We start from the raw sequence: 13,859 nt of genomic DNA, 5'->3' as shown, positions 1-13,859 counted from the left end.
ATTACAACTATGTTAGATTTTTTAAACGAAGCAAATTGGTGGTGCTTATTATTGATATTATTCCTGGCATTTTTGTTAGGAAGATTTTTAGCAAAAAGAGCGCTCAAAAAAAAATATAAAAAAGCATTGGATGAGTGTGAAAGAGAAAATACCATGCTTAAAAATGCAACTAATGAAAAGGCAAATTCTACATTTTCTAACCCAGAAAATGGGATTAAAGCAGTTAAGACGCGGGATCATGGAGGAGTAGCTGTTACAAATGGTGGAGAACTGCCTACATTAAATTTTGATAGTTTTGGTAAAGCAGATGCCTCTCAAAAGGATGATTTAAAGCTAATTAGCGGTGTCGGTCCTTTTATTGAAGAAAAATTAAACAGTATTGGTATCTATACTTTTGATCAAATTAGTAAATTTACCGCAGAAGACATAGATACAGTAACAGCACTTATTCAATTCTTTCCTGGTAGAATTGAAAGAGATAAATGGACAAAACAAGCTGAAAAACTTAAAAATAAGTAGTAACCACTAACCATTTTACTATTTAGTTAAGGCCTTCATAATTTATATTATGGAGGCTTTTTTACATATAAAGTTAAAATCAAGATATATAACTTATTCAAAAAAAAGAAGACTGCCTTTTCAGACAGCCTCCTAAACAAATCACTCTAATAAAATTATTATTTTTTCACAAATTGTTTAATCATTATATCATTTTCTGATTTCAATTTCAGTATATATATTCCTTTATTCAAGCTTTGAACATCTACTATATTATTAGTAATAACTCCTTGATCTACAATTTGACCAGCAGCATTCATTATCATATAATTTATTTCTGATGTATCTGTTGTAGCAACATACATATCATTTTCTACAGGATTAGGATAAAAACTAAGTGGTATCGGAGGTCCTGCAAGATCAGTGTTTGAGGCTGAATTAACAGATGCAACCGCAGCGGCAACTCCACATGGTCCAAGATTAGTCCAGGTAGTAGCCGTCCTCTCATATAAACTTCCTAAGTATGTAACTCTACTTCCAACCGGATATGCCTGGCCAGAAACATGGGCAGCCACTCCCGCACAAGGGTCAACTGGTGCTGGAGCTAATGTATTAACATTAACTGCATTACTAAATCCAGATTCGTTTCCTGCTGCATCCTTAGCTTTAATAGTGTATTGATAGACAGTATTGGCGGTTAATGAATTAACCCCTGTACTAGTTGCACTTGTAGATCCAATTTTAGTATTTCCTTGATATACATCATATTCTGTAACTCCAACATTATCATTAGATGCGGTCCAGGACAATGTTAGTGTAGTTTCTGCAATATTAGATGCTACAAGATTCGTTGGTGCTGTAGGTGCTTGAGTATCTCCTGGAACTCCACATGCTCCAAGATTAATCCACGTTGTAGCAGTTCTCTCATACAAATCTCCCGAGAATGTTACCCTGCTTCCAACCGGATATGCCTGACCATTAACATAGGCAGCTACTCCTGCACAAGGGTCAACTGGTGCTGCCGCTAATGTCGTAACATCAAGCGTATTACTAAATCCGGATTCGTTTCCTGCTGCATCCTTAGCTTTGATTCTAAATTGATATGAAGTATTAGCAGTTAATGAATTAATACCAGTACTAGTTGCGGTTGTTGATCCAATTTTAGTATTTCCCTGATATACATCATATTCTGTGACTCCAACATTATCATTAGATGCGGTCCAAGATAATGTTAGTGTAGTTTCTGCAACATTAGATGCTACAAGATTCGTTGGTGCTGTAGGTGCTTGGTTATCTTGCACTCCGTTAGCAGTAAATGAACCTGTAAAAATGCCTCGTCCATAAGTAGAAGCTATAATCTTATTGTTATTTTGATTTCCATTTATTTCCCAATAATCGAAAGAGGTTACACTAGCATCGCTCATACCATTTTGTGATCGAACCCAATTTGGATTTGCTGCATCAAAATTTGTAGTAACCCAAACTCCTAGTTGTGTTGCTACAATTACTTCTGTTCTATCTAAAGGGTTTTGTAAAATATCTCTAACTGGGATATCAGGAAGGTCTCCTTCTTTATTTGACCAATTAGCTCCTGCATCAGATGAGTACCATACACTAGTAACACCATAATTATGAATCGTCACTATAATATCATTTGCAGTTGCTCCTAATCTAACAGAGGAAACAGATCCTACAAAAGGTGTATTTATTTCTGCCCAGTTAGCTACTCCTAAACCAACATTTGTTAATCTCAACAAACCGCCAGAGGAAGTACCCACATACCATGTATTGTTGGCAAAAGAAGAAGCTATAAAAGCTGTAGGTTTACCTGTTAATAATGCATTTGTAATATCTGCATTTCTATCTCCTGCAACATCTATTGTCTTTATAGAATAATTCCAAGCCCCAGCAGCTCCATCATAAGAAGAACCATTTGACAATAGGTAATTAGCGTTACTATCATATCCCATTTGGTTTACAAAATCACCAGTTCCCTGATCATTTACAAGCGTTGTTGCTCCTCCTTGGATTCTACCGCGCCCGTCCCATGGTAAATTAAACCTATAAATTACATTATGTACATACGTAGCAATCATATATTCACCATCTTTATCTACAAAAGTATAGAAACCATCTCCTCCTGTTAATTGTTCGGATCCATTTATTCCCGCTACTACATTTCTAAATGCCTGAGATCCATTATCCTGAGCTCCTGCAGAAAAAATACCAGCTACGTCACCAGCTCCATTAGGTCCTATACCTGCCTTTACATATTGGGTTACATTATAATTATTATTTCTTGCTCCAAATACATTATTATTTGCAGCTGTAGACAAGCTATTTGCATAAAATATCCCTCCATCATTACCAAAAATTGCTTGATTTGAGTTTCCTGGTCTGAACGCCATAGCATGTTGATCAGCATGAACAATAGAAGCTCCTATTCCTGCTAAATTATTATTGTTTGACCATTTAGAAATTTGGCTCCATGCGTCACCGCTATTTGCTGATCTAAAAAGATCTATTCCTCCAACATATACAATGTTATCATTATTAGGATCAGATTCTATCATTAAATCATAAAATGCTTGTCCTCTTGTAAAATCTTTTGCAGGAATACCATTATCTACATCATTTGGTAATGCTGTAGCAGTTGGAGCTGTTGCAAAACCATCCAGTGTTTTATATACATGAACTGGGTCTATGACTTTATTATTTGCATCTCTGGCAACACCTTGAGTTAGTGCATATATTTTATTAGCATTGGTTGCGGAAGTCTCTAACTCTACTCTATTAGAATCATTAAGCGGGGAAGCCGCTGCTTCTGTCCAGGTTGCGCCATCATTAGAACTAAATACGCGTCCTCCACCATTTCCTCCAATTCCCGGAGAAGTAATAGTTCCCATCCACAGTCTATTATCTGCTCCAATTTCAAAATCATTTGGAATATATGAGTATTGGTTCCCATTATTCGCAAATCTCATATTTGCCGATTCTATTCTATTCCAGGTAGCGCCTCCATCTATAGAACGATACAATCCTGCAGATTGAAGTCCCAACCAATTTCTTGGTGTAGAAGCATTACCATATAAATGGGCTCCTACTCCTACAAATAATTCGGTACGATTCTGCGCTGTATTATTCCAGGCTACAACATCATTTACATAATAAATACCCGAAAGGAATAGGTTTGAGGCGTTATTATTAAAATTACCACCACCAGCAGCAGGGATATTAACAGCTTGCCAAGTATTACCACCATCTGTAGAACGGTATACTCCACTACCAACTACTGCTCCAAAGGTATATTGTTCTCCTGTACCTACATACCATATGTTTGAGTTTCTTGGATCTACAGTTATTGATGTTACCGAAAGGTTTCCGGGGACATTCTGCACTCGACTCCATTGTGAAGCTGCAGATGTAATATCATTATTAACCCATAATCCTCCACTAACACCTCCGGCATAAACTTTTCTGTTGTTAGCATCATTAGGATCAAATAAAATAGCACGTGTACGTCCTCCTATATCATTAGGACCTCTTTCTACCCAAGGATTATCTTGAGCATCTCCCGGTGCTCTTTTTGCTGTATTTACTAATTGTTTTTGAACTGCATAGATTTTCTCAGGTTCTGTTTTACCAGTTGCAGGGTTCATTGTCAATTCCCACATCTGCTCAAAATATCTATTTGGCGGAAGTCCTTTGGCTTTTCTCTCAGACTTTGTTAATTTTAAAGTCTCTTTGTAGGGGCTGTTTTTTAAATATGTACTGTGTTGTTCTCGTAGATTATCGATTTCAGTTTTGTTCGTACTTTGTTCTAAATTGTCTTTCTTTATAGAAATTATTACGATTACTGATAGGGCGATTAATCCTAGGCCCAGTAGAACCGGGCGGATCATTCTTTTTTTCATATTAGCATTAGTTGAGTTTGAGGTTTAAAAGTAATATCATTACGGTAAAAAACCAAATTTAACATAATAAAAGTTAAATTTAACTTAATTTAACTTTTAACATCTAATACTAACCTAACTATACTCTATTTTTCATCACTCCAAGCCACAGAAGACATTTTCCAATCAAGACCTACTTTGATAAACTGAATCGTTTTCATTCCCCGAGACTCAAAATATGAACCGTTTAATTTACCAGATTTTTCGTAAAAACTAAATCGTTGCGCTACATTTCTATATATTTCTGTTTTATGTGAAATTTCACGTTCACTAAAATCTGTAAGCGTCCCATCACTCAACATTTTTTTTCTTGGAGTTATAAACTCATTAATATTATAGGTCTCTGGAACACCATGAGTATTACTTATTATAATACCATTAGTAATAAATATATTTTCTATATCCTCAACATTAGGAATCTTCCCTCCTGCATTGGTAAACAGACTAAAAAACCTCGTCGTAAGTTTACTTATTTCGTTTTCTTCTTTAGTATCTGTAGGGGTAGAAAAAAATAGAACTGTATCCTTTTCTGATAATTCTATAGTTTTTTCAAAACGTAATCCAATCTTATTTAACAACTTAATCGAAGCAATATTATTAGGGTTTGTTATACCTACAATTTTATCAAGATGTAAGGTATTTTTAGCATAGTTCATTGTTGCATTTGCTATTTCGTAGCCATAGCCCATCCCTAAATATTCTGGAAGCATTGCAAATCCAATATCAATATCTTCTAGTGTATCTCTATTTACTAATCCACACATTCTTATAGAAACATTGGTTTCTTTCAATACAACTACCCATAAACCAAACCCATTTTCTTTGTAACTTTTTATTAGGTTATTTTTTAAATATCCCTCTGCTTCAACATTTGTCTTAATATTCCTGTCTCCAATAAATTCTATCCACTTTGGAGAGTTTATCAATTTTAAAACAAAGTCAGAATCTTCTAAATTAAATTCACGTAGAGACAATCTTTCGGTTTCTAATATTTTTCTCATTTGCTGCCTAACTTTCTATATTATAATTAATTATTGCTCACTTATGATTTTATTAAACATATCTATATCTGTTGCACCTTCTGTACTTATAAAAAGAATATTAGTGGTTTCATTTATATTTAGTTCTTCTTTTATAGGTTTACATTCTTGCTCTGTCATGATTGCAATAAAACCTGCTAAACCGCTAGCACCGGATTCTCCAGAAATTATTTTCGCATCTAATTCATTAGAAAAATAAAGTTCCCGAATTGCTTCTCTTGAATATTTATCATCAATTTTGATAGATACATCACTTCCATTTTTTAGTAAGTCCCAGGCTCCTAGTGAAGGTGTTCCACAATTAAGCCCTGCCATTATTGTTTTACTATTCCCTAATGAAGTAGTTATTTTTCCTTCTTTAAATGAAGCAAGAATAGCATCTGCTTCTGTTGGTTCTATAATGATAATCTTAGGACGATTTGCGCCATACCTTTCTAAGTAATACCTAATTCCTGTTCCTGCGAAACTCCCAACGCCAGCCTGTAGAAAAACAAGATCTATTTTTGGGTTTGGTATGAGATGAAGATTATCTTCCATTTCCTGAAAGAGCGTTAAATATCCACCCATAATATATGCCGGTATTTCTTCATAATTTTCCCAGGCAGTATCTTGTACTAGCTTCCATCCATTTTTTTTACTCATTTCTTTAGCATAAGCACAAGCTTTATCATAATTACCATCCACTTGTTCAACTACTGCTCCTTCTTTCTCAATAGCTTTTATGCGTTGATCTGTAGTATCGTTTGGGACAAAAACCACTGCTTTTTTATTAAAAAAATTAGCGGACCACGCCACAGCTCTTCCATGATTACCATCTGTAGCTGTACAAAAAGTTTCTATCTGTGGTTTCTTTTTAAGAATTTGATATATAGCATATGAAGCTCCTAACCCTTTAAATGCATTTAAACCAAAACGAAATGATTCATCTTTGATATAAATATTACCAACATTATACTTTTTTGATAAGCCAGGTAAATGAACTAAAGGCGTTGGTTTATATCCTGGTAAAGATGAATGAAATGCCAATGTATCATCGCATTCCTTAAGAATAGAAGTAGTTGTATTATCTACAAACGTATTATCTGGATTATTGATGTAAAACGAAGAATCCTTCTTATTTTTTATCTCCATTTAAATATTTTTATATGTTTACCAAAAATGCTTTTACACGTATTTCAACTCATAAAAAGAACAGGCACCCTAGAGTGCCTGTATATATAATCATGTGATCCAGTTTTTTACTGATTACCAAGAATTATTGGCATTCCGTTTTTTCCTGATCCTACAACAACAACCTTAGCATTAGGTGATTTGGCCAGTTGTAATGTTGCTTCAATTCCTTTTTCTGTAAGAATTTTATCTGTTAACGACGCACTCAAAATCTGGTTAGCTACTGCTTTACCTTCTGCATCAATTTTTTGTCTTTCAGCTTCTTTTTTGGCTTTTTCTAGTCTAAACTCATATTCCAGAGCTTCCTGCTCTTGTCTTAGTTTACGCTCGATTGCTTCTTTAATCGTAGGTGGTAATGTTACATCACGTACCAACACTTCATTAAGCTGAATGAATTGATTACCTACTATCTTTTTTGTCTCTTCAAAAATTTCTTTTTGGATCGCATCCCTTTTACTAGAATACAATTGTTCTGGAGTATATCTTCCTACTACACTACGAGCTGCAGATCGTATTGTTGGTAATAAAACTCGTGCTACATAATTTTCTCCTTTTTGCTGGTGTAATAACCCTAATTTATCATAATCTGGTTGAAACCATGCAGAAGCATCTAATTTAATTTCTAATCCGTTAGAAGAAAGTACCTGCATTTTTTCAAAAACTTCTTGCTGTCGTACTTCGTAAACGATTACTTTATTCCAGGGAGCAACTAGATGAAAACCTTCTCCCAGAGGTGGACCATCTGTAACCACACCTCCTCCAAATGTTTTATAAAGCACACCGGCTTCTCCAGAACCAATAGTTTCTGTTGATTTTGAAATAAAGACGATTGCTAATACTAATAGAATTAGAATAGGCAATCCTATTTTTGGTAATTTTTCCATAATAATTTTGAGTTTTTAATTTTAAATAAGTCCGTTATATTTTCGTGCAAACCACTCTATAGTAAGTAACAAAATAACTATTGCCAAAAGATATTTCCAGTCTATTAAAGATACTACATTTTCCTTATTTTTCTGTATGGTTTGATATCTTTGATCTTCTAGCAGTTCTTTTATAAGTGTGTCTTTTTGGTTTAAATAATATGACTTACCATTAGTATTAGTAGCTACTTGCATTAGTTTTGTTACATCTGCATTAAGAAATTGTTGTTCTACATCATATTCTAGAATTGCAAAACTCCCAGAACGTGCTATATTCTCACCTAATACTGTTACTGTATATTCATAATTTCCTGCTTCAAGATTACTCAAATCCACTTCATATGAATTATTTTTCAATAACATAGGTATAGTCTGGGTAGCTTCTGTTTCTTTATTTTTAATTGAAATTCTTAAATTTCCTCTCCTTTCAAATTCATAATTCTTTGTAAAATACTCTGCTTTAATAACAACACTAGCATTACCATAATAAAATGACTCAGAGATGGTATTTAACCTACTCTTTCTTTTACTAGAAGCCAGATACTGAATCAGTTTACCGAAAAACTCATCAAAATCTTCAAATTTTTGAGTATCTAAATAATTTTGAGCTCTCCATCTCCATATTCCTTCTCCAAACAAAACTGCTTCTCTTACCCCTCCTCGTTCTATAGTAGCAAGTAATATTTCTTCAGTATCAATATTACTTACCGTTCTGTATAATAAAGGATCGTGATTAGAATTCATTCTAATTTCGCCAAAAGTTCCTATTAAAGGAGGATAACTTTGAAAACCAATATCTTCTTGAAGAAATGCTCCATAATTATTATTATACCTGGGAACATAATATTCATTTTGCCTTGTAATTTCCTGGGTATACTTATTTTGAATCCTATTAAGAAAAACCCAATCTGTTTTTGGGCCGGTAATAGTAAAATAATTTTTTTTCAGCGTATTTAATTTTTCATAAACTCCTCTATATCTGGTGTTGGGTTGATATAATATAACTAACTGATAATCGTTTAGATCCTTCTTCTCATTAGGTTTACTAATCGTAATACTTCGTCTTTCATTGCTTTCAACACTTTTCTTTATAGCTCCAAGATCTGGATGTACTATATCACTTATCAATAAGACATTGGTTTTTTGATCAATTACCTCTACTGCAAAAGTTTTTGAGTTATTTATTGTATTTTTTTCTATATCCAAAGGTGTCAATTCGGCAACATATTGATTTACACCTACTCTATTAGCCGGAAGCGTAAAATTAACTACTGTAGAATTATTTGTACCTGAGAAAGAAACGGGCTGAGAAAAAATTGTACTATTTCCCGATTTTACTTGAAATGTAGTCGTAATTTCCTCATTACCGGAATATGTAAGAATTACCTCGACGGGAAACTTATTTTTTAAATATGCATAACGATTAACATTAAGTTGTTGGATTTTTGTATCCAACAACTTTATTGTATCTCCAGAAATAATTGGATACACAGCTTGCTTATACCCTAAGCTACTAAATTGATAATCTTTACCATAAGTTTGATTTCCATCTGTGATCACAATTGTGGGTGCAATTGTATTTTTATGAATTTGCTCTAATTCTTCTAACGCTTTCGATATATTGGTCTGCTTTTGATCAAAAGAAAAACGTAGAGAATCATTTAATTTATCAGAAAATGAATAGTAAGTAATATCAAACCTTTCATTGAGTTCTTCATTCTCTGCAATTTGATTTGCAAACTGAGTAACTTCCTGATCTTGCTTAAGATATTTTATTGAAGAAGAATTATCCACTGCAACCACCAAAACCGGTTTCTCTATATAGTAGGTATTCTGTTTGAAGGTAGGGTTAATTAACAACAATAGCAGTGCAAAAACACTAAGGAAACGCAAAAAAGCAAAAAACAGGATATTTTTTTTCCTGTTTTTTGTCTTATACCAATATTGAAACAATGCAACAATTAATGCTGTTATAAAAGCGGCTATGATCAATAAGATTATTTGTGTTTGCATTCTATAAATTACAATATACGATGGTTGAGTTACGGATTACAGTTTATTTTAGAGTGTTAAGTGCAACTCTTTTCATACAAGTTGAAATTTAATGACTTTAAAATCAAAAAATATTAAAATATTCAAAAAAAAATGATTCTGAAATCGCTAATCGTAATTCTAAAATCAGGTAAGCATTCCTCCATCCACATTAAGTACTTGTCCTGTAATATATGCGCTTAAATCACTTGCCAGAAACAAACATGTATTTGCAATATCTTCTGGACTACCGCCTCGTTTTAGCGGAATAGCATTACGCCATCCTTCGACAACTTTTTCGTCAAGTTTTTCAGTCATTTCAGTTTCAATAAAACCAGGTGCAACTACATTACTTCTAATATTTCTAGATCCAAGCTCTAACGCAACAGATTTTGAAAAGCCTATAATTCCAGCTTTTGAAGCTGCATAATTAGCTTGACCTGCATTACCTTTTACTCCAACAACAGAACTCATGTTTATTATACTTCCTTTACGTTGTTTAAGCATAGTTCTTTGAACAGCCTTAGTCATATTAAATACGCTTTTCAGGTTTACTTCGATAACTTTATCAAAATCTTCCTCACTCATACGCATTAAAAGGTTATCCTTTGTAATACCTGCATTATTCACTAAAACATCAATACTACCAAATGTTTCTAAGACATCTGCAGCTAATTCCTGCGCCTGATCGTAATTTGCAGCATTACTTTGATATCCTTTAGCTTTTATTCCTAATCCATTTAATTCTTTTTCTAATGTCTTAGCTGCTTCAACAGAAGAACTATAAGTGAAAGCAATATTGGCTCCTTGCTGTGCAAAAATTTCTGCTATTCCTTTGCCAATACCACGAGTAGCTCCAGTGATAATAGCTGTTTTACCTTGTAAAAGATTCATTCGTTATGTTCTAATTTTTGTGGTATCTAAACCAGTTATAATTTGCAATGTGAATTCAAATATAAGAATTACAAACAGGTCAACAGCAATAAACCCTGTGATTTCTCACAGGGTATATAAATTAATAATCGTTTATCTGATTTTACAGTTTTATATCTTCATTTTTCTTCTCGTAATTAAAAAGATAATCAACATCCATTTCTTTAACTACACCTAATTTAGATAACGCATCCATATTTACATCTTTTTTATTACCAACTACAAGTACGTTATAGGTTTCTCCTTTTATATTTTCATTAAAGAAAGACTTAAGATCTTCTAGAGTCATATCTTTAATGGTATTATACATCTCTTCTCGATTATCATTATCGATTCCTCTTTTTTTCAACCCTTCATAAGTCCAGAAAATTTTAGATTTAGTTATACGCTGAGCAGCAATTTTCTTTAATGTTGCTTCTTTTGCAGCGTTAAACTGTTCTTCTGCTTCTGGCATATTAGTCATTAAATCCATCATTGCATCTACTGCCTGAGGCATTTTATTTGCCTGGGTACCTATATATGCATATACATAATTAGAATCTCCTTTTTCTGATGCTGTTGAATATGCAGAAAATGCAGAATATGCTAATGATTTTGACTCTCTAATTTCTTGAAACACTATAGATGATAATCCACTACCAAAGTATGTATTAAACAATCTTGAAGCTGCCATTTTACCAGAATCAAACTCTGATCCTTTTGCCAAAAATATCATTTCACTCTGTACCATATCATAATCAACAAAATACACATTACCTCCGGTTTCTTTTTGGACGTATTTAACTTCTTCTGGATAGTCTAACAATTCACCCTGAATCTTATGATTTTTGTTTATAGAAGCTATTGCCGCATCTACATCTTTACCATAATAAAATATACGTTGTTTAAAATTACGAAGCTCTTTAATTTTATCTACTAATTCCTGTGGATTAACAGCCTGCAACTCTCCTATTGTATAGATATTACGTAAAGGAGAATTATCACCATACATACCATAGCTCATCAACCCATTCCACAAAATGTTTCCTTTTTGTGTTTTCGAATCCTGACGTCCTTTTGCGATCTGATCTACATATTTCGCATATGTTTCCTGGTTAGGAACTGCATTAGTCCATAAATGCTCTAATAAAGCCAAGCCTGCATCAAGGTTTTCTTTTAACCCAGAAATACCGACATAAGTTTTATCAGAACCTGCATTTACAAAATAATCAATTCCTAGTTTATAGAATTCCTTTTTTAGCTCTTCTGGAGAGTATTTATCTGTACCTAAATAATCTAAATATCCTGTTGCCAGAGAAACTTTACGATCATTATCTCTTCCCATATCAAAAATGATACTAAGGTTAAATAAGTCATTATTAGGGTTATCAATATAGGATACTTTTAATTCACTTGTTGTCTTAGTTTCTTTAATCGCTGATTTATAATCAATATACTTAGGGGTTAAAGCAGGAGTTTCTTGCTGAGTAAATGCCTTGATAAATTCTGATTGTTTATCTCTGTTTAACTCTACAGGAGTAATACCAGGGTTTTCTACTTTAGTAATGTTTTTATCTTCTCCTTTACGCTTGTATATCACTACATAATTATCCTTATAAAAAGAATTTGCAAAATCTACTAATTCTTGTTTTGAAACTTTCTTAAGTTCATTTAAAAATTCGACTTTATCTTTCCAATCTTCTCTATGAATAAATGCATTGTAATATGCCGAAGCTAATGCAGTATTATTTTCATATTCTCTTGTTTGGCTAAGTTTTAAGTCATTAACCACTGCAGAAATCATCCACTCGTCAAACTCTCCTTTTTTTAACTTATCGATTTGAGAGAGCAATAAATCTTTCACTTCATCCAGAGTCTGATCTGCTTTTGGTGATCCATAAAATTGATGGTATCCATAATCATTTAAAAATGTTGGTGAACAACCTGCATTTTGAACCGCTTGCTTTTGATTTAAGTTCAAATCAATTAGACCAGCATTACCATTAGCCAATAACATATCTGCTAGTGTTAGAAGTTTTTCTTCTTTTGTTCCTATAGCACCTGAACGAAATGCTACAGAAACAGATTCTGCAGTAGGTCCAAATACTTCTTTAATAACCGGACTGGTTATTGGTTCTTCTTTTGGCAATACAGGATGAACAACTTCTTTCTTCTCAAAACCACCAAAAGCTTTGTTTACTTTCTGTATAGTTTGATCAAAATCAATATCTCCAACCAATACCATAGCCATATTATTAGGAACATAATACTTGTCAAAATAATTATGTATCGCTACCATTGAAGGGTTTTTAAGATGCTCAGAGGTTCCTATTGTTTTTTGTTGCCCATATGGGTGATTGGGAAACAACCCTTCTAGCATTGCAGCATATGATTTCCACCCATCGCTATCCTGTCCTCTATTAAATTCTTCATAAACAGCTTCTAGCTCTGTATGAAACAAACGCAATACCAGTTGACTAAATCGCTCACTTTCTACATTAAGCCATTTATCTAGTTCATTAGCCGGGATTTTGTTTTTATATACAGTCTCTTCAAACCATGTATGTGCATTGGTTCCTTCTGCTCCTAAAGAACTAATCATTTTATCATATTCATTAGATATAGATATTTTTGAGGCTTCAAAAGAAACTTCATCAATCTTCTTGTATATCTCCTTCTTTTTATCTTCATCTGTTTCTGCTTTATGTTGTTCATATAAATCAGAAATCTGTTGTAGTAATACTTTTTCTTTTTCAAAATCCTGAGTACCTATCTCATCAGTACCTTTAAAAACCATATGCTCTAAATAATGAGCAAGCCCTGTAGCTTCTTTAGGGTCATAATTTGAACCAGCTCGTACGGCTATAAAAGTTTGAATTTTTGGTTCTTCTTCATTTTTAGCTAAATATACTTTTAAGCCATTCTCCAAGGTATATAATCTTAACCCTGTTGGATCGTTAGTAACAGTTTCATAGTTGAAACCTGCTGTGTCGGTATGTTGTTCGACTTTAATTTCTTGCGAAACACTCGTTTCTGATGATGATTTTTTACAATTGCTAAGACAAATAACTGACAGCAATAACAAAACCGTTTTAATTAATTTCATATGTTATTTTAATTGTTTTATGGTGTCTTGTAAACACACCAGAGTTGATTATATGAGTTAGTTTATAATTAATGTACTATAATACGTGTAGTAATTATCAATGTTACAAATATTAAGAATATTTTAACAGGAATAAAATTTTCCAAGAAGAGTAAATTATGGGTAGTAAGCTGCCTCGATACTGGTATACTAAATATTCAATAAAAAAAAGGTTTCTCAATAAAAA

8 protein-coding genes are annotated in these 13,859 nt (G+C 33.1%); 1 reads left to right on the top strand and 7 read right to left on the bottom strand.

Annotated features, from left to right (window positions below):
• Positions 1-9 precede the first annotated feature (9 nt).
• Entirely contained in the window at positions 10-519 is a 510-nt protein-coding gene (locus tag Z054_RS0106720; protein ID WP_024769314.1) for a hypothetical protein, read from the top strand.
• 158 nt (positions 520-677) lie between these two features.
• Here the strand turns inward: Z054_RS0106720 and Z054_RS27965 are convergent, their stop codons facing one another.
• From Z054_RS27965 to Z054_RS0106685, 7 genes are all read right to left on the bottom strand, one after another.
• On the bottom strand, positions 678-4,412 hold the full coding sequence (locus Z054_RS27965) for a fibronectin type III domain-containing protein (protein ID WP_024769313.1): 3,735 nt from the start codon (positions 4,410-4,412) through the stop codon (positions 678-680).
• 125 nt (positions 4,413-4,537) lie between these two features.
• Positions 4,538-5,452 (bottom strand): GNAT family N-acetyltransferase, encoded by a 915-nt coding sequence (locus Z054_RS32275; RefSeq protein ID WP_024769312.1) that lies wholly within the window; start codon positions 5,450-5,452, stop codon positions 4,538-4,540.
• A gap of 30 nt (positions 5,453-5,482) precedes the next feature.
• On the bottom strand, positions 5,483-6,622 hold the full coding sequence (locus Z054_RS0106705) for a diaminopropionate ammonia-lyase (protein ID WP_024769311.1): 1,140 nt from the start codon (positions 6,620-6,622) through the stop codon (positions 5,483-5,485).
• Between the two features lie 107 nt (positions 6,623-6,729).
• Positions 6,730-7,545: a prohibitin family protein gene (locus tag Z054_RS0106700; protein ID WP_024769310.1), complete on the bottom strand. Its 816-nt coding sequence runs from the start codon at positions 7,543-7,545 to the stop codon at positions 6,730-6,732.
• A gap of 21 nt (positions 7,546-7,566) precedes the next feature.
• On the bottom strand, positions 7,567-9,597 hold the full coding sequence (locus tag Z054_RS0106695; protein ID WP_024769309.1) for a hypothetical protein: 2,031 nt from the start codon (positions 9,595-9,597) through the stop codon (positions 7,567-7,569).
• Between the two features lie 165 nt (positions 9,598-9,762).
• Positions 9,763-10,509, bottom strand: a complete 747-nt coding sequence (gene fabG, locus Z054_RS0106690) for a 3-oxoacyl-[acyl-carrier-protein] reductase (RefSeq protein WP_024769308.1) — start codon at positions 10,507-10,509, stop codon at positions 9,763-9,765.
• Positions 10,510-10,651: 142 nt separating this feature from the next.
• Positions 10,652-13,633 carry a M16 family metallopeptidase gene (locus Z054_RS0106685; RefSeq protein WP_024769307.1) on the bottom strand — a complete coding sequence of 994 codons (2,982 nt, stop codon included), beginning with the start codon at positions 13,631-13,633 and terminating at the stop codon, positions 10,652-10,654.
• Between the last annotated feature and the right edge of the window lie 226 nt (positions 13,634-13,859).

This window comes from Aquimarina macrocephali JAMB N27 (assembly GCF_000520995.1).
Lineage (GTDB): Bacteria > Bacteroidota > Bacteroidia > Flavobacteriales > Flavobacteriaceae > Aquimarina > Aquimarina macrocephali.
Note: the sequence above shows the minus strand (reverse complement) of the source record. Positions and strands in the feature narration are given on the sequence as shown.

Bases quoted from the DNA above. Each gene is read 5' to 3' on its own strand.
- Z054_RS0106700 (WP_024769310.1), bottom strand. From the start codon at position 7,545: ATGGAAAAATTACCAAAAATAGGATTGCCTATTCTAATTCTATTAGTA.
- Z054_RS0106685 (WP_024769307.1), bottom strand. From the start codon at position 13,633: ATGAAATTAATTAAAACGGTTTTGTTATTGCTGTCAGTTATTTGTCTT.
- Z054_RS32275 (WP_024769312.1), bottom strand. From the start codon at position 5,452: ATGAGAAAAATATTAGAAACCGAAAGATTGTCTCTACGTGAATTTAAT.
- Z054_RS0106720 (WP_024769314.1), top strand. From the start codon at position 10: ATGTTAGATTTTTTAAACGAAGCAAATTGGTGGTGCTTATTATTGATA.
- Z054_RS0106705 (WP_024769311.1), bottom strand. From the start codon at position 6,622: ATGGAGATAAAAAATAAGAAGGATTCTTCGTTTTACATCAATAATCCA.
- Z054_RS27965 (WP_024769313.1), bottom strand. From the start codon at position 4,412: ATGAAAAAAAGAATGATCCGCCCGGTTCTACTGGGCCTAGGATTAATC.
- Z054_RS0106695 (WP_024769309.1), bottom strand. From the start codon at position 9,597: ATGCAAACACAAATAATCTTATTGATCATAGCCGCTTTTATAACAGCA.
- fabG (WP_024769308.1), bottom strand. From the start codon at position 10,509: ATGAATCTTTTACAAGGTAAAACAGCTATTATCACTGGAGCTACTCGT.